Source organism: Paenibacillus sp. NPDC056579 (assembly GCF_042793215.1).
GTDB lineage: Bacteria > Bacillota > Bacilli > Paenibacillales > NBRC-103111 > Paenibacillus_S.
This window is the reverse complement of sequence record NZ_JBHTVD010000011.1, coordinates 212,157-229,359: the sequence shown is the minus strand read 5'-3', so window position 1 is coordinate 229,359 and position 17,203 is coordinate 212,157. Positions and strand designations below refer to the sequence as shown.

The following is a 17,203-nucleotide window of genomic DNA, read 5'->3' as shown; positions in this document are numbered from 1 at the left end:
AGCGGATGTTCCAATTACTTGCTGTTAGCACGGAAAGCGAAAGGGATGGTGCCCAGCAGCTTATGGCTGCGGGCATCGTTCCGAATATCATAATTGCTGCAAGAATACCCGCAGGACTAGAATCGGATCGCTTTAATAGAGAGTGAAGATATGAAGTTAAAGCGGTTTCACTTTCCATTCTCATTGAATTTTGTGATGGAAGGGTTACTTTGAAAGTTACGAAAAGGGGAGAAAGATCAATGATGCTCAAAAAAACAGTAGCTTCCGTGGTAGTATCCACCATGATGCTTTCGATGTTGGCGGCTTGCGGAGGCGGCAGCGGGGGAGAAGACAAAGGCGGGACAGGAACGACGGCTCAGCCTTCCGATACAAATAAAAAGGCGGACCTTGTTGTCTTCTCGAACAGCGGCGATTCGGTAGAGAGCTGGAACGAGCGATTCGGGAACGCGATCAAACAGAAATTCCCTAACTACAATATCAAGTATATTCAGAAGCAGAAGGATTACGGGATCAAAGAGCTTCTGACCTCCGGCGAGACGATCGACATTTATTGGGACTCCATCGGCGGCTTCGCCTCGGCGGTCCTTGATAACGGTCTGGAATTCGACATGACGGAGCTGGTGAAGAAGCATCAGATTGATTTTAGCAAAATGGAGCCATCCGTCGTTGATTCCATCAAGCTGATCGGTAAAGATAAAATATACGGCATTCCGGTGTTCAACAACAATATGGTGCTGTATTACAATAAAGATTTGTTCGATAAATTCGGCGTGCCTTATCCGAAGGACGGCATGACCTGGACCGAAGCCAACAAGCTGGCCCAGCAGCTGACCCGTATGGACGGCAAGCAGTATGTCGGCCTGTCCAGCTCGCAGACACACATGCTGCCGATGAACCAATTGTCGATCCCGTTCGTCGATCCGACAACGGAGCAGCCGACCATTTTCTCCAATGAAAAGTGGAGAGAATATTTTGACACCGTATTCGTCGGGCCAAGCAAATCGCAAGGGTATGTAGAATACATGAAGCAGCTGAAGGATGCGATTCCGTACCGCAACGAGTTTCTTGTCGAGAAAAATTTGGCGATGTTCGCATGGCTGTCCTCCATCGTGTTCGTATTTCCGGAGGAATTTAAGAGCATGAACTGGGATATGGTGTCTCTCCCTACGTTCGAGAGCTTGCCGAAGGTCGGCTCACAGGCGTATCCGACGTATTTCACTGTCACGTCAATGTCCAAGCAAAAAGATCAGGCGATGAAGGTCATTCAATATTTGACTACGGATGAAATACAGACCAAATTGTCCAAAATCGGACTCATGCCGGTATCGAATTCGGATGCGATCAAGAAAGTGTACGGAGAAGAGAGCATCTTCAAAGGGAAAAACTTCGGAGCCTCCTTCTACAACAAATTTGCGCCGATTCCGGCCAAAACCCGTTACGACAGCCTTCTGTTGACGCCGTACGCCAAGGCGGTTCCGAAGGTCGTCATGACAGGCGATTACAATACCGTATTCCGTGCGACAGAGGAAGAAACAGCCAAGAAAATTGCGGATGCGAAAAAATAGCTTGTATGAAAAAGCAACGGATTGCCGGCTTTCGAGCCGCTTCCTTGCTTTTTTGTTTTGCTGAATCGTCGCTGGTCCGGCGAAAACGGAGCTCTTGCAGCGAACAACCGTGAAAAAGGAATATCTGCTCCATCTGCCTTGCCTAGACTCGTAATTCTGCGAGCTTCCCGCCGGTTGTCTTTGTAAATCCGGCCGCATCCGATATAATAGACCATACACGATAGAAACTAGCAGCTCTATTTCCGTAAAAGGTAGTGATAGAATGGATTTGTTCTCATTTGCGGCTGAAGAGAGCCGGCAGGGCAAGCTGCTGGCGGATCGGATGCGTCCGTTGACATTGAGTGAATATATAGGCCAGGAGCACATCGTAGGCCCCGGCAAGCTGCTGCGCCGGGCTATCGAAGCCGATCAGGTCACGTCGATATTGCTGTACGGACCTCCGGGCACAGGGAAAACGACGCTGGCGAACATTATTTCCCGCGCTACGCAGGGAGATTTCGTCAAGCTTAACGCGGTCGACGCCTCGGTCAAGGACGTTCGGGACGTAATCGAGCAGGCCAAGAACAACAAGGCGCTTTACGGCCGCAAGACGATCTTGTTTCTCGACGAGGTGCACCGCTTCAACACGTCGCGTCAGGATGCGCTGCTCCCTGCCGTGGAGCAGGGCATCATCATTTTCATCGGCGCGACGACCGAGAACCCGTTCCACCACGTGAACGGGGCGCTTCTGTCGCGTTCCACGCTTTTTGAGCTGCACGCGCTGACGCAGGAGCACTCGCTCGCGGCGCTGCGCCGCGCTCTCGCCGACAGCGACCGCGGCCTCGGGCAGCTGCCCGTCGAGGCCGACGAGGAGGCGCTCGCGCATATCGCGCGCATGGCCGGCGGAGATATCCGCCGTGCGCTCAATGCGCTCGAGCTTGCCGCGCTAACCACGCCGCCGGATGCCGGCGGCATGGTGCGCGTGACGCTTGCCGTCGCCGAAGAGTCGATTCGGCGACGCACCGTGAAGGCCGACGAGTCGACGCAGTACGACGTCTTGTCGGCCTTCCACAAGAGCGTGCGCGGCTCCAGCGACGCCGCGCTGTTCTGGTTCCTCTATGCCGTCGAGAAGCTCGGCATGGATCCCATGACCTTCCTGCGGCGGTTGATCGTCGCCTCGAGCGAAGACATCGGCATGGCCAATCCGCAAGCGATGGTCCAGGCGGTATCCGCCATGGACGCCTATCACAAGATCGGCTGGCCGGAATCGAAGTACGTCATCGCCCAGGCGATCCTGTTCGCTGTAGAAAGCCCCAAATCGAACGCTATCCCCGTCGCAATCGGCAAAATCATGGATGCGTTCGATGCGATCGGAGCAGCAGAGGTGCCGCTGCATCTGCGTGACGCGCATTACAAGGGAGCGGAGAAGCTCGGCCATGTCGGGTATCAATACCCGCACAATTATCCGGGCCATTACGTCGATCAGCAGTATTTGCCTAAGCCGCTCGACGGGCATCATTTTTACGAAGCGACGCAGCAAGGCATGGAAGATAAAATCAGGCAAAACCAGGAACGGCGAAGAAAAGGGCGGCGCGCAGATCGATGATCGGCGCGTTGTTTTTTTTCATGCGTCAAACAACGTTCCTGGTTCCGTGCTGCGGCACTTAATGCCGACAAAGAGAGATGATCAACGCTCTGCCTTTCATGCCGTGTTGTGCACCGATTCTGGATCGTACTGAAGCACTTGAGGCCAGTTAAGCGCTATGATTTGCGTGCTTCTTGATTTTGCTGCGTTGAATATCGATCCTAGTTCCATATCGTGGCACGTAAAAGCCGGGTAAAGATCATTGATCGGACATTGGTTCCGTTATTTCGGCAAAAACGCGACAATATGGATAGCGATCGGACCGTCGATCCGTTATTACGCCAAAATTCGGTCCAAATGCCCAAAAAAACAAGCAATAACGGATTCGCTGTCCGATCAGTGTGTTTTTGGATGGTCAAAGCAGGAAATAACGGATCTCTTGTCCGATCTATCCCATACGCCGATTTTTCCATTTTAGTGCAAGCTTTCTGGTGTTTTTGGGCATAGCGCACCATGCGGATGTATAGTGTATTAATATATCATTTACATTATTAAACCTAAGGGAGGTGTACCTGTTCGCCTCACGCGAGGGGAATAGGGAAGCATATTGATCGATAGTGACCCTTTACCGACGATATGGAACTTCAGCCTCGTCTTGCTGCTGGTGCTGCTTAACGGTTTTTTCGTAGCCGCCGAGTTTGCCATGGTTAAGGTCCGCAACAGCCGGATTGACTCGCTGGCTCAGGAAGGGCACCGGAACGCACGGTTTGCCAAGACGATCATGGGCAATATGAACGGGTATTTATCGGCATGCCAGCTGGGCATTACATTCGCCTCTCTGGGCCTTGGCTGGCTCGGTGAACCGGCCATCGCCAACGTTCTGGAGCAGGTACTGCGTCCGCTGCAGCTTTCCCCTGCGGTCATTCACACCATCTCCTTCATCATCGCTTTTACCATCATAACGACATTCCACATCACGCTCGGCGAGCAGTTTCCGAAAACCTACGCGATTCGCATGTCGGAGCGGGTAACGCTGTTGTCGGCCGGCCCCTTGATTGTATTTTACAAATTGACATTCCCATTAATCTGGTTTTTGAACGGAACCTCGAACTGGATGCTTCGCAAGGCGGGGATAGAGCCGTCCGAGGAACATTCTACAGCACACACCGAGGATGAAATCCGTCTGCTTATGAAAGAAAGCAACAAAAGCGGCCTGATAGACAATACGGAGCTCGCTCTGGTCGACAACATCTTTGACTTCGCCGAGACGAACGCACGCGAAATCATGATTCCAAGAACCGAAATGGTGTGCCTATACTCCCACTTATCCTACGAACAAAACCGGCTGATCGCGGTCACGGAAATGCACACGCGCTATCCAGTCTGCGATCCGGATAAAGATAATATCATCGGCTTCGTCCATATCAAAGATTTGCTGAAGTCCGACTCTGGAGTGGATCATATAAAAAGCATCGTTCGCCCCATAACGAAAGTGCCCGAATCGATGCAAATCAGCGCACTGCTAAAGCTGATGCAAAAAAAGAAGCACCAGATGGCCCTCCTCATAGACGAATACGGAGGCACTTCCGGGCTGGTTACATTCGAGGACATAATTGAAGAGATTGTCGGAGAGATTCAAGACGAGTTCGACGAGGAACGTCCCAGGATCGAGAGAAGGGATGACGAAACCCACTCCATCGACGGCAGGCTGCTTATTGAAGAGGTGAACAGCTATTTCGGGCTCGAGATCGAATCAGACGATTATGATACGATTGGAGGCTGGGTCTATTCTCAGGTGGAAATTCCGCCGAAGAAAAACCAGCGAATTCTATATAACGAACAAATTGAGTTTGTTATCGAGGAGACGGACCAGCTGCGGATTTCCAGAATCGTCGTGAAAAAACGAGGCAACGAGAGGCCTCAAGCGGAGCAGACAAATTTTAGTCTGTGAGCACCCAACTAATTCTCAACAAGCTCAGCGGGTGAAAACCCGCTTTTTTGCTGTGGTGCGCTAAAATCGACACAATCATTAATAAAATCTTAAACGATGGATATTGCTGGTTTCCATTTTATGATAAACTGATGAAGTAAGAGACTAAATACCTAATTATACCGTATTTTGTTGTCGAAGGAGACCTTGTTTTTATGAAAATTCGCGATCTTCTAGGCCCGGTGTCCGCTGTTTTGGTCCCTTTTCTGCTGTTTGAATACTTGAAGGCGAATCCTGCACTGGACGTTAGGTTCTTTGTACCCAGAGGCCACTTTTATATCGTCAGCTCCGTCGCTTTATTGGCTACTTTGGTTGCGATCGCGGTAGGCATCTCGGGCAGCCGTGTCCGTAACATCAAAGTAAGCTTCCTGTCGCTATCGTTCATCTCATTAGCCGAAACATTTACGGTACATGGACTCTCCACACCGAATTTTCTTATTCATTCCTCGCATTTGCCCGGAGTCGCCGCCCAGTCCAGCACCCTGCTGGCGTCGTTCTGGCTCTGGCTGTCTTCATTGTCCTCCGACTCGGCTTTCATAACGAAATTGTCGGGAATGAGAGGGGGTTTGATTCCGGTATGGACGATCTTTATAGGCGGGATCGGCATTGCCGGACTTCTTCATCCTCATCTTCTTGACCTGATCCCTCTGGATCAATATCCGATAAACGGAGCCATCACATTATTCGTCATTTTCCTGAATCTGCTTACCATATACCGCTATTATCAATCGTACCGCTTTTCCCGGTTTCCCCTGCAAAAAGCAATCATCTACAGCTGCTGCTGGCTTATGGTAGCACAATATATTATGGTAGCAGGCGAGAGCTGGAGAACCAGCTGGTGGCTGTACCACTTCCTGCTGCTCGGTTCTATGATTGTCATGCTGTCCGGCTTGGTGAAGCAGTACGCAGCGAATCCTTCGCTTGCCATGGCCATGAAATCCTTGTTCACCAACGATCCGGTTGAACGGATTACAAGCTGTCTCTCCCCGAGCGTGAAGACGCTGATTCTTGCTACCGAAGCCAAGGATACCTACACGGCAGGGCATAACTTCAGAGTCACGATGTATGCGATGAGGCTCGCGGAAGAGATGAAGCTGCCTCCGGAGCAGCTGCGAGTGCTGTCCCAAGGCTCGATTGTCCATGACGTCGGCAAAATCAACATTCCCGATTCCATTCTGAACAAGCCGGGACGACTAACGGAGGAGGAGAGGGTTATCATTGAAGCCCATCCGGTCAAAGGTTATGAAATGTGCCGCATGCTTGGCATTATGAGAGAGGAGCTCGCCATCATTCGATCGCATCATGAAAAATGGGACGGCACAGGCTATCCCGACCGGCTGAAGGGAGAGCAGATCCCGCTACTGGCCAGGATCGTAGCCGTAGCAGACGTATACGACGCTCTGACGTCCAACCGTGCTTATCGTCAGGCTTGGTCGCACGACCAAGCGATTCAGCTGCTCATTGACAACTCAGGGTCTCATTTCGACCCTGAGTGTGTTGAGGCATGGGTCCGTGTATGCGAGCGCGATCCGCAAGTGTACCAGTATCCTTCCTTCGTTGTAGGAGGAGTGTATCCGGGCCTCGCACTGCAATCCGGCACTTCGGAGCGCATCCCGTCCTAAATGCAACAAATCCGTCCCGGTTAAGGACGGATTTGTTTTTTTCAGCAATCAATATGCTTCCGATTGTCACTCGGATCTTTATTTAGCCAATATCCTCACCGCAGCAGCTCGTCTATCGTCGCGCCGCCAAGACAGCTGTCGCCGTCATAGAATACGACCGATTGGCCGGGTGTTATCGCTTTTTGCGGCTGGTCGAACGTTACTTCGACGGTACCGTTCGGACCGAATGCCAGCGTCACGCCTTGATCCGGCTGGCGATACCGGAATTTGGCTGTACAGCGGATCGGCGCTTCGGGCAGCTTGCCGCTGATCCAGTTCAGATCGGTAGCCCGCAATCCTTTCGAATACAGACTCGGGTGCTTTTCCCCTTGAACCACATACAGAACGTTGCTCTCGAGATCCTTGCCTGCAACAAACCAAGGCTCGCCGGTGCCGGAGCCGCCGATGCCCAGCCCTTGCCGTTGTCCGAGGGTATAGTACATCAGTCCGTCATGACGGCCTTTCACTTCGCCATCGAGCGTGACCATATCCCCGGGTTTAGCAGGCAAATAGCCGCTCAGAAACTCTTTGAAGTTGCGTTCGCCGATGAAGCAAACGCCGGTGCTGTCTTTTTTCTTAGCCGTGTACAGACCGGCCTTTTCGGCAATGGCTCTCACTTCAGGCTTAGGCAGGTGTCCGATTGGGAACATCGCCTTCGACAGCTGGTATTGATTCAGCGCATTCAGGAAATACGTTTGATCCTTGTTGTTGTCGACGCCGCGCAGCAGGCGGTATACGCCGTCCTGTTGCTCCACTCGCGCATAATGGCCTGTTGCGATATAATCCGCGCCAAGCTCAAGCGCTTTTTGCAAAAATTCGCCGAACTTGATCTCGCGGTTGCACATGACATCGGGATTGGGCGTGCGGCCTTTGCGGTACTCGTCCAAAAAGTATTGAAACACCTTATCCATGTATTGTTTCTCAAAATTTACCGTATAATAGGGAATACCGATTTGGTCGCACACCCGGCGTACGTCTTCCGCATCCTCTTCTGCGGTGCAATGTCCGAATTCGTCGGTATCATCCCAGTTTTTCATGAAAACGCCGATAACCTCGTAGCCCTGCTCCTTTAATAGAAGCGCGGAGACGGAAGAATCCACTCCGCCGGACATTCCGAGGACGACACGTGTTTTATTGTTCATCTGTGTACCCTCACTTTACAGCTTGTTTCGACCGTTGTCTAAATAGTATTATACATAGTTTTAAGCAATTATAAAATATTTCATGAATATGTCACGGTTTTTCTCCCATAAAAGAAGGTTTTATGTTACGATAAAAAAGATACCAAAATGTATGAAATGTAAATGAGGTGCTCTATTTGAAGATTTCTACTAAAGGGCGATATGGACTAACCATCATGATGGAGCTGGCAACCAGATACGGCGAAGGCCCCACCTCTCTAAAAAGTATTGCAGAAAAGCATCAGCTTTCCGAGCATTACTTGGAACAATTGGTCGCTCCGCTTCGAAACGCAGGTCTGGTCAAAAGTATTCGAGGAGCTTACGGGGGATACATACTATCGAAGACGGCGGAGGATATTTCTGCCGGCGATGTGATTCGGGTACTGGAAGGGCCGATCAGCCCGGTTGATTTTACGGAAGAAGACGATCCTGCTAAGCGCGATCTGTGGGTTCGCATTCGCGACGGCATCGCTCAAGTTCTTGATTCGACGACGCTGAACGACCTGATCACCTTTAAGGATGAAGGACAAAACGACAACTATATGTTCTACATATAAGATTGCAGGTTCACTATGACGTACATTTATTTCGACCATGCGGCTACAACTCCGGTTCATCCGGAAGTCGTAGAAGCCATTCTGCCCCATTTCACACAAAATTTCGGGAACGCCTCCAGCACACACAGCGCAGGAAGAGAAGCTCGCGCGGTACTCAATCAATCCAGAGATACGCTGGCTTCTTTTATCGGCTGCGCGCCTTCCCAATTACTCTTTACGAGCGGCGGAACGGAAAGCGACAATCTGGCGCTATTCGGTGCGGCTGCCGCTCGACAATCCTTAGGCAAACACATCATTACTTCGCAGGCGGAGCACCATGCGGTGCTTCATGCCTGCGAGCATTTGGAATCACAAGGCTTCGAGGTTACTTACGTTCCTGTGGACAGCACAGGCCGTGTTCGCGTATCCGATATCGAAGCTGCGATTCGTCCGGACACCATATTAATCAGTATTATGTATGGCAACAATGAGGTTGGAACGATACAACCGATTCAAGAAATCGGCACGATAGCCCGATCCCGCGGAATTGCTTTTCACGTTGACGCCGTTCAAGCGCTCGGGATGATTCCTATGGACTTGAGCCGAATGCCGGTGGATTTCATGAGCTTTTCCGCGCACAAAATCAATGGTCCCAAAGGGATCGGTGCGCTTTATATAGCGAAGCAAGCCAAGATGGAGCCCATGCTGTACGGGGGAAATCAGGAACGCAAACGGAGACCGGGAACGGAGAATGTTGCTTCCGCCGCCGGGTTTGCGAAGGCTGTGCAAATTTTGAGTCGCGACAGGTATGAAAAGCAACAAAACTTGGAAAAACTACGTAATGCGATGGTGGCGAAGCTTCATCAGCTGCTCGGTCCGGAACAGGCAGTGGTGAACGGTCATCCCGATGAACGGCTGCCGCATATTTTGAACATCAGCTTCCCGGGCGTTTCTACCGAGACGATGCTCATGAACTTGGACTTGGAAGGCATCGCAGCGGCAAGCGGATCGGCATGCACGTCCGGCTCGCTCGAGGTGTCCCATGTTCTCAAGGCCATGCAGCTTCCCGATGCGCTGACGACATCGGCCATACGCTTCAGCTTCGGCATCGGCAATACGTTGGAACATATTGAAGAGGCTGCAGCAATCATTGCAACCATTGTGGGCCGTGTACGTAATATCTAGTATAGGCGATCCTCTTCGTTATGACCCCTGCGATTACGCGGCAGCCGCCGTGACAGGGTTCACGACATCCGATGGTAATCAAATGTTTAATTAACATGCTGCTGCAGGAGGAAGTCTCCATTGAAAAGAGCGCGTGATGTAATCGGACTGCCGATATTTTGCGTACAATCCGGCAAGCAGCTGGGCACCGCCAAGGATATTTTGCTGGGTGAGGGCTGGCAGGTGGAAGCAGTACTTCTGGAAACGAAGCATTGGTTCGCCACGCCGAGCTGCATTAAGTGGAAGGATGTCATCGCCCTGGGCGATGACGCGATTACGATTGAAGACGAAGAAGTGCTCTGCCCGCTCGAGGACAATCCGGGTTATACATCGCTTTGTAATGGAGACCGGAAGCTGAAAGGAATGCCCGTACTAACGGTTAACGGACAGCAGCTGGGTATCGTCGACGACGTTTATTTAGACCAGAATAAGGGTAAAAAGGTAATAGGCTACGAACTGACGGAAGGCTTTATTTCGGACCTTAAAGAAGGGCGCAAATGGCTTCCTTTACCTGAAAAGGTGACTGTAGGCAAAGATGCGATTATCGTACCTGTTCATTGCAATGATACATTGGAGGAAAGCTTTATACCAATTGAAGAAGAATAGGGTGATTCAAATGCTGCGTTGTCCAAATTGCAATTCCAAAGATATCGGCAAAATCGGCTCCCATCAATTCTATTGCTGGGGATGCTTTATTGAACTTACGGTAAACGGCGAGAAAATGTCCGTCTTCCAAGTAGAAGAGGACGGAACGCTCAGCTCTCTTGACGATTTGTTCTTCGAAGAGGAAATTACGCAAGTTCATGCCAACTGATACAGCATAACAAAGCAGATCGATGAAATGAAGCATCGGCATCTACCGCCAGCCACGGCGAATGATCCGGTGCTTTTTTTAGTTGTACCTGAAACAGCCGTCAACTGCAAGCAATCTATTATTATCGGCATATCTATATACCGTTTCACAATAGGAGGTCCATTGGATCGTCCGCACACTTTCCAGTTTATTCTGCTGCATCCAAACTATGCGTGATTGATGCAAAAGTGGGTACACAGGATTAAGATAGAAGGGTTGTACATATACTGTAAGGGTGACAGCGATTTTGCAGTATAGGTGGTGATACCGTTGGACCGATTTTACAAAAGCCGATTTTTTTCCGTCCTTATTTATACGTTGCTGAGCTTGCTCATTCTGTTTTTTCTGCTGCAAATCAAGCCGATAATCACCGCGCTGTTTCTGTTTCTCAAGGAAATATTGGCTCCGTTTATTATCGCCATGATCATCTCTTATGTGCTGAATCCGGTCGTGTCCTTATTGAATGCCCGCAAGGTGCCGCGAACCGTGGCCGTACTGTTGATATACGCCGTCTTCATCCTCTCGACAACCGTAGTGCTTATGAATGTCATTCCGATGTTCATGTCGCAGCTGTCCCAGCTCAACAATCATCTCCCGCAGCTCGCCATGAAGGCGCAGGGGATCGTGGACGGCATGAACAGCGTCCAGTTTTTGCCGGACAGCGTCCGTACCGGGATCAATCAATCGCTTGCGAAGCTGGAAAATGGAGTTTCACTAGCCATCTCCAAATATATCGACGGTATTGGAAGCACAATCAATATGCTGTTTATCGCTTTCATCATTCCGTTCTTGGCATTCTATATCCTGAAGGATTATCAGCTGATCGAGAAAACGGTCCTTGCCATCGTCCCTAAAGCGAAACGCAAGCAGATCATTACGCTGCTCGTGGATATGGATACGGCGCTTGGCAATTACATACGCGGTCAATTCATCGTCTGTATGATCATCGGGCTGCTCGCGTACCTTGGGTATTGGATGATCGGCATGCCCTATGCGCTGCTGCTCGCCTGCTTAGTCGCCATCTTCAACATCATTCCGTATTTGGGGCCTTTTTTCGGCGCAGCGCCGGCCATCATCATGGCTTCGACCATCTCGCTCAAAATGGTGCTGATGGTTGCTATCGTAAATACAGCCTGTCAAATTCTCGAAGGCAACGTCATCTCCCCTCAAGTGGTAGGCAGATCGCTCAAGATGCACCCGCTGCTGATTATATTCGCGCTGCTGGTAGGCGGAGAGCTGGCCGGCGTGGTCGGATTGATTCTTGCAGTGCCCTTCTTCGCCGTAATGAAGGTGATTCTGCAGCACATCTTGATGTACTATGTCCACCGCAGAACGACTTGAGGAGCGAATCGCGAGGACATCTCTCCTTCAATAAACTATTGAAACCCCCTAAGGTTTTGCCGTATAATACGAACAGCGCCTGAAAATCGAGCGGAACAAATGAATAATTGCGTTAAATTCGGAGGAGCCTGTCAACAAGGGCTCTTTTTTGCATTTTTCAGGCATCATGCGCACTCATGAGCGATACATAGGAGGAGATCACACTGGATCAGCAAGCTTGGATTGCCATTGCCATTTTTCTTGTTATTTACGGACTTATTATCGCCGAGAAAATTCACCGGACCATCGTAGCGATGATCGGCGGATTGCTGATGGTTGGGCTCGGTATAGTCAGCCAGGAGACGGCGGTGCATCATATCGATTTCAATACGCTCGGTTTGTTGATCGGAATGATGATCATCGTCGGCATCACGGCGGAGACCGGGTTATTCAAGTATATTGCGGTATGGGCTGCCAAAAAGGTCGGAGGCCATCCGACCAAAATTCTTATCGTACTCGGCGTCGTCACCGCTTTTGGATCGGCATTTCTGGACAACGTCACGACCGTTCTGCTCATGGTACCCGTAACGTTAAGCATCACGCGGCAATTGCGCGTAACGCCGATTCCTTTCTTCATATCGCAGATTATGGCTTCGAATATCGGCGGCACAGCGACGCTGATCGGCGATCCTCCGAACATTATGATCGGCAGTGCGGTGAAGGAGCTGACGTTCATGGCGTTCATCAATAACTTGAGCTTCATTTCGTTTCTCATCCTGTTCCTGACCCTTCCGTTCTTCGTGCTTATATACCGCAAGCAAATACAGACAACGGAAGAGCTGCGCCAAGGTATTATGGATATGGATGAGAAAGAGGAGATCAAAGACCCGGTTCTGTTGAAAAAATGCATCACCGTCATGGGTCTGACGATATTCGGCTTCTTCATTCATCAAGTCGTCCATCTGGAATCGGCTACCGTTGCATTGGCCGGCGCATTTTTACTGCTTCTGTTGACAGGGGAGCATTTCCTGGAGGAAGCGTTCCACAGGGTGGAATGGACGACCATCTTTTTCTTTGTAGGGCTGTTCGTGCTCGTATCCGGTCTTGTAGAGACCGAAGTCATTGCCGCCTTAGCGGACTATGCCGTTGGGATCACCGGGGGAGACGTGGCCAAATCGGCCGTTTTGATCCTATGGCTCAGTGCCATTGCATCGGCTTTTCTCGATAACATTCCGTTCGTCGCCACGATGATTCCGCTCATTCAGGAAATGGGCACGATGGGCGTAAACAACCTGGAGCCTCTATGGTGGAGCCTGGCTCTTGGTGCGTGCCTAGGCGGCAACGGGTCATTGATCGGAGCGAGCGCCAACCTGATTGTGGCGGGAATTTCGGGAAGGGAAGGCCATCCGATTTCATTCATGAGCTATTTTAAAGTCGGATTTCCGCTCATGATATTGTCAATCGTAATCGCCAACATTTATATTTATGTGCGCTATTTGATGTAAAAGCTCGCCAAGCAAGACGGATGAACAGGGGAGGCTGTTACCATGCTGAAATATATATATGACAAGGAACGTTATACGATAACGGAGAACCGGCACGACAAAGATATAGAAATACGATTTAAGTTAAACGAACCCGACGATTCCGTCGTCCAGCGATTTCGGCTGATCCGGGACTATTTCGACCGCAACGAGGTGCATACCGACGTGTTGTATTATCCGCACCGCAATCAGGACTATCAATGGATCATCCGAAACGATTATTACACGGATTTCATCCTGGCGCTGTTCAAGCACCGCCTGCTCGAATCGGTATCGTGGGAAGCGGAGAACAAGCGGTAAAATCAGGCTTATCCAAGGCATCCGCTCAGTTGACAGTGCTATTGTGAAACGTATATAATTTCCTTAATATAGTCATAATGTAATAATCCAAAGCGTTGATGAAATTCAGTAAGCCATAGACCATAATCCAGAGAAAAGGTTCTGGCCCTTCATGCTGCAGAAGCATAAGGCCAGCTGAGAGAGCCTTATTGTGAAGGATGGCTGAAAGCTCATTTCGGAGTGCGGAACAAATCCGCCGGATGGACCCGTTATACGTCTGACAAGGAGATTGTGCAGCTTAATCATGCGCTCGGAAGATCTTGTATGCGAGCGTCTGTACAGTAACCAGGGTGGTACCGCGATCAATTCGTCCCTGTTAGCAGGGGCGATTTTTTATTTTTGCACATACAAGATAGATTCTGTAGGAGGTCAACATTCATGAAAGCCAGCGAAATACGTTCCAAATGGTTAACATTTTTTGAAAGCAAAGGTCACAAGATCGAGCCAAGCGCACCGCTTGTGCCTCACAACGACCCGTCGCTCTTGTGGATCAATGCAGGGATGGCCCCGCTGAAGCCGTATTTTGACGGCCGCGTCGTGCCTGACAATCCGCGGATTGCCAACTCCCAGAAGTGTATCCGTACCAACGATATCGAGAACGTCGGCAAGACTCGCCGCCACCACACGTTCTTCGAGATGCTGGGCAACTTCTCCATCGGAGATTACTTCAAGGAGGAAGTTATCACCTGGGCTTGGGAATTCCTGACGGGCAAAGAATGGCTCGCCCTGGATCCGAACCTGCTGTCCGTTACCGTCTATCCGGAAGACACGGAAGCCTACGAGTTCTGGAACAAAAAAATCGGCATTCCGGAAGAGCGCATTTACAAGCTGCAGGACAACTTCTGGGATATCGGCGAAGGCCCATGCGGACCTTGTACGGAAATTTTTTACGACCGCGGCGATGCCTATGGCGATCTGAACGATCCGGAATGCTGGCCTGGCGGCGAAAACGAGCGCTTCCTCGAAGTTTGGAACCTCGTATTCTCGCAGTTCAACCATAACAAAGACGGCAGCTATACGCCGCTTCCTAACAAAAACATCGATACGGGCGCAGGCCTCGAGCGCTTCGCCAGCGTATTGCAGAACGTGGATTCCAACTTCGATACGGACTTGTTCCAGCCGATCATCCAGCAGACGTGCCAGCTTGCCGGAGTCAAATATCATGATAACGAAGAACATGACGTGGCTCTCAAGGTCATTGCCGACCATATCCGTACGGTCGTATTCTCCGTAGGCGACGGCGTGCTTCCTTCCAACGAAGGCCGCGGCTACATTATTCGCCGCCTGCTCCGCCGTGCCGTACGTTACGGCAAAGTATTGGGTATGGACAAGCCGTTCCTGTATACGCTGACGCCTATCGTCGGCGAAATCATGGGAGTTTACTACCCTGAAGTCGTTGCTAAGCGCGAGTTTATCGAGAAAGTAATCCGTACGGAAGAAGAACGCTTCCACGAGACGCTGTCGGACGGATTGAATATTTTGGCCGATATGACGGAGAAGGCTCGCAAAGAGGGCTCCACTCAAATCAGCGGCCCTGACGCTTTCAAATTGTACGATACGTATGGATTTCCGTTCGATTTGACCGAGGACTTCGCCGCTGAGAAAGGGATGACCGTCGACAGAGAAGGCTTCGACCGCGCGATGCAGGAGCAGCGTGACCGGGCGAGAGCGGCGCGTCAGGATGCCGACAGTATGAAGGTACAAGGCGGACCTTTAGCTGATTTCACGGTTAAAACCGAATTTGTTGGATATAATGAATTGGTAACAACTGCTAAAGTTATCGCCATCGTCCATGAGAACCAGTTCGTCGATCTGGTCGGCGTAGGCGAAACGTGCCAGGTCATTCTCGACCGGACGCCTTTCTATGCAGAAAGCGGCGGTCAGGTTAGCGACCATGGCGTCATCACTTCCGGCGATTTGGTGCTGAAAGTGGAGGACGTGGGCAAAGCGCCTCACGGGCAGCATGTGCATACGGTTGTTGTCGAATCCGGAGTTCTGCGCAAGGGCGAAGCTGTTCAAGCCCAAGTTAACGATGAGCTGCGTGACGACATCATCAAGAACCATACGGCCACTCACCTGCTGCACAAAGCACTGAAGGAAGTGCTGGGCGAGCACGTAAATCAGGCCGGATCGCTGGTTGCCCCGGAACGGCTGCGCTTCGACTTCTCGCATTTCGGCAGCATCAGTGCAGAAGAGCTTCAAGAGATCGAGCAGCGTGTTAACCGTCAAATTTGGAAGAGCACCGCTCTCACCATTTCCTTGAAGCCGATCGCCGAAGCCAAAGCGATGGGAGCCATGGCGCTCTTCGGCGAAAAATACGGCGATATCGTCCGTGTCGTCCAGGTAGGAGATTACAGCCTCGAGCTGTGCGGCGGCTGCCACGTAGGCAACACCAGCCAGATCGGCTTGTTCAAGATCGTCAGCGAATCCGGTATCGGTTCCGGCGTACGCCGGATTGAAGCGGTATCCGGACGCCATGCTTACGAATATTTGGATCAGCAGCTACAATTGCTGCGTGATGCTGCAGGCTTGCTCAAGTCGAACATTCAGGACGTTCCGAAACGGATTGACGGATTGTTCGCCCAGCTGAAGGAGCTGTCGAGAGAGAATGAATCGCTCAAAGCGAAGCTTGGCAAAATCGAAGCCGGTTCCTTGACCGACCAAGTGAAGCTGGTGCAAGGAGTTCCGGTATTGGCGGCAGTAGTAAGCGCAGGCGATATGGAATCGCTTCGCGGCATCGTAGACCAGATGAAGTCGCAGCTGGCTTCGGCGGTCATCGTGCTGGGAGCTGCAGCTGAAGGCAAGGTGAATCTTGTTGCTGCGGTTACGCCTGACTTGGTTGCCAAAGGCTACCATGCCGGTAAGCTGATCAAAGAAACGGCGGCGGTTGTCGGCGGCAGCGGCGGAGGACGTCCGGACATGGCTCAAGCCGGGGGCAAGGATGCTTCCAAGCTTCAGGACGCGTTGAAGCAAGTCGAACAGCTTGTTGCGAGTGTTACCGTATAGCATGAAATGACATGGTTTGAACAACCTCTAAATAAATTTGCTGTGTCAACAGGAATTATTCGACAAACAGCGAATATAAGAAGATATTAGTTGTTGTTAGCCTATGATTTACGAAGGGGGTGTTGGGATGAGTTCGATGGATAAGACGATGAAGTTCAACGTTAAAGCGGAAGAGATCGAAACATCTCCCAAAGAAGTCATGTTGGCGGTGTATGACGCATTGCAGGAAAAAGGCTACAATCCGATTAACCAGATTGTCGGCTACCTTTTATCCGGTGATCCGGCCTATATTCCCCGCCATAACAACGCAAGAAGCATTATTCGCAAACGTGAGCGCGATGAGCTTATCGAAGAGCTGGTTCGCTCGTACTTGCAGCAGCATAAATCATAGCAGGTTAACAGGTTGAGGGCGGCGCGTCA

At 50.9% G+C, this 17,203-nt stretch carries 14 protein-coding genes; 13 read left to right on the top strand and 1 reads right to left on the bottom strand.

The genetic code is table 11. The features are described 5' to 3' along the window. Nucleotides 1-239: 239 nt before the first annotated feature. The 4 genes from ACFQ88_RS32030 to ACFQ88_RS32015 all read left to right on the top strand — a co-directional run bounded on the left by ACFQ88_RS32030 (nt 240) and on the right by ACFQ88_RS32015 (nt 6,741). The gene (locus ACFQ88_RS32030) at nt 240-1,565 is read left to right on the top strand and encodes an ABC transporter substrate-binding protein (protein ID WP_379460859.1); all 1,326 of its coding nucleotides are present in this window, start codon (nt 240-242) and stop codon (nt 1,563-1,565) included. 262 nt (nt 1,566-1,827) lie between these two features. After that, nucleotides 1,828-3,150 carry a replication-associated recombination protein A gene (locus tag ACFQ88_RS32025; RefSeq protein ID WP_379460857.1) on the top strand — a complete coding sequence of 441 codons (1,323 nt, stop codon included), beginning with the start codon at nt 1,828-1,830 and terminating at the stop codon, nt 3,148-3,150. 589 nt (nt 3,151-3,739) lie between these two features. Continuing rightward, nucleotides 3,740-5,080, top strand: coding sequence for a hemolysin family protein (locus tag ACFQ88_RS32020; protein WP_379460948.1), 1,341 nt, complete (start codon nt 3,740-3,742; stop codon nt 5,078-5,080). 194 nt (nt 5,081-5,274) lie between these two features. Next, a complete protein-coding gene (locus ACFQ88_RS32015) occupies nt 5,275-6,741 on the top strand; it encodes an HD-GYP domain-containing protein (RefSeq protein WP_379460855.1) in 1,467 nt (488 codons plus the stop codon). Between the two features lie 95 nt (nt 6,742-6,836). On the opposite strand, the gene mnmA is transcribed toward ACFQ88_RS32015, so the two are convergent. Further along, nucleotides 6,837-7,922 (bottom strand): tRNA 2-thiouridine(34) synthase MnmA, encoded by a 1,086-nt coding sequence (gene mnmA, locus ACFQ88_RS32010; protein ID WP_239633900.1) that lies wholly within the window; start codon nt 7,920-7,922, stop codon nt 6,837-6,839. 176 nt (nt 7,923-8,098) lie between these two features. Between mnmA and cymR the strand changes: the two genes are divergently transcribed. From cymR to ACFQ88_RS31965, 9 genes are all read left to right on the top strand, one after another. Next, on the top strand, nt 8,099-8,518 hold the full coding sequence (gene cymR, locus ACFQ88_RS32005) for a cysteine metabolism transcriptional regulator CymR (RefSeq protein ID WP_239633901.1): 420 nt from the start codon (nt 8,099-8,101) through the stop codon (nt 8,516-8,518). 15 nt (nt 8,519-8,533) lie between these two features. Further along, nucleotides 8,534-9,682: a cysteine desulfurase family protein gene (locus ACFQ88_RS32000; RefSeq protein WP_379460852.1), complete on the top strand. Its 1,149-nt coding sequence runs from the start codon at nt 8,534-8,536 to the stop codon at nt 9,680-9,682. Nucleotides 9,683-9,802: 120 nt separating this feature from the next. Then, on the top strand, nt 9,803-10,327 hold the full coding sequence (locus ACFQ88_RS31995) for a PRC-barrel domain-containing protein (protein ID WP_239633903.1): 525 nt from the start codon (nt 9,803-9,805) through the stop codon (nt 10,325-10,327). A 10-nt stretch (nt 10,328-10,337) separates the two neighbouring features. Further along, nucleotides 10,338-10,535, top strand: coding sequence for a hypothetical protein (locus ACFQ88_RS31990; RefSeq protein ID WP_239633904.1), 198 nt, complete (start codon nt 10,338-10,340; stop codon nt 10,533-10,535). 309 nt (nt 10,536-10,844) lie between these two features. Beyond that, the gene (locus ACFQ88_RS31985; RefSeq protein ID WP_239633905.1) at nt 10,845-11,915 is read left to right on the top strand and encodes an AI-2E family transporter; all 1,071 of its coding nucleotides are present in this window, start codon (nt 10,845-10,847) and stop codon (nt 11,913-11,915) included. A 203-nt stretch (nt 11,916-12,118) separates the two neighbouring features. Beyond that, nucleotides 12,119-13,399, top strand: a complete 1,281-nt coding sequence (locus ACFQ88_RS31980) for an ArsB/NhaD family transporter (protein ID WP_239635346.1) — start codon at nt 12,119-12,121, stop codon at nt 13,397-13,399. Between the two features lie 42 nt (nt 13,400-13,441). After that, nucleotides 13,442-13,738, top strand: coding sequence for a hypothetical protein (locus ACFQ88_RS31975; RefSeq protein ID WP_379460848.1), 297 nt, complete (start codon nt 13,442-13,444; stop codon nt 13,736-13,738). 417 nt (nt 13,739-14,155) lie between these two features. After that, complete coding sequence (gene alaS / locus ACFQ88_RS31970; RefSeq protein ID WP_379460846.1) at nt 14,156-16,783, top strand: alanine--tRNA ligase; 2,628 nt, start codon at nt 14,156-14,158, stop codon at nt 16,781-16,783. A gap of 127 nt (nt 16,784-16,910) precedes the next feature. Then, nucleotides 16,911-17,174 carry an IreB family regulatory phosphoprotein gene (locus tag ACFQ88_RS31965; protein ID WP_028549809.1) on the top strand — a complete coding sequence of 88 codons (264 nt, stop codon included), beginning with the start codon at nt 16,911-16,913 and terminating at the stop codon, nt 17,172-17,174. The last annotated feature ends 29 nt before the right edge of the window (nt 17,175-17,203 follow it).

What these genes read in the sequence shown, in the direction of transcription:
- ACFQ88_RS32030 (WP_379460859.1), top strand. Translation starts at nt 240, where the DNA reads ATGATGCTCAAAAAAACAGTAGCTTCCGTGGTAGTATCCACCATGATG.
- ACFQ88_RS32025 (WP_379460857.1), top strand. Translation starts at nt 1,828, where the DNA reads ATGGATTTGTTCTCATTTGCGGCTGAAGAGAGCCGGCAGGGCAAGCTG.
- ACFQ88_RS32015 (WP_379460855.1), top strand. Translation starts at nt 5,275, where the DNA reads ATGAAAATTCGCGATCTTCTAGGCCCGGTGTCCGCTGTTTTGGTCCCT.
- mnmA (WP_239633900.1), bottom strand. Translation starts at nt 7,922, where the DNA reads ATGAACAATAAAACACGTGTCGTCCTCGGAATGTCCGGCGGAGTGGAT.
- ACFQ88_RS32000 (WP_379460852.1), top strand. Translation starts at nt 8,534, where the DNA reads ATGACGTACATTTATTTCGACCATGCGGCTACAACTCCGGTTCATCCG.
- ACFQ88_RS31990 (WP_239633904.1), top strand. Translation starts at nt 10,338, where the DNA reads ATGCTGCGTTGTCCAAATTGCAATTCCAAAGATATCGGCAAAATCGGC.
- ACFQ88_RS31975 (WP_379460848.1), top strand. Translation starts at nt 13,442, where the DNA reads ATGCTGAAATATATATATGACAAGGAACGTTATACGATAACGGAGAAC.
- alaS (WP_379460846.1), top strand. Translation starts at nt 14,156, where the DNA reads ATGAAAGCCAGCGAAATACGTTCCAAATGGTTAACATTTTTTGAAAGC.
- ACFQ88_RS31965 (WP_028549809.1), top strand. Translation starts at nt 16,911, where the DNA reads ATGAGTTCGATGGATAAGACGATGAAGTTCAACGTTAAAGCGGAAGAG.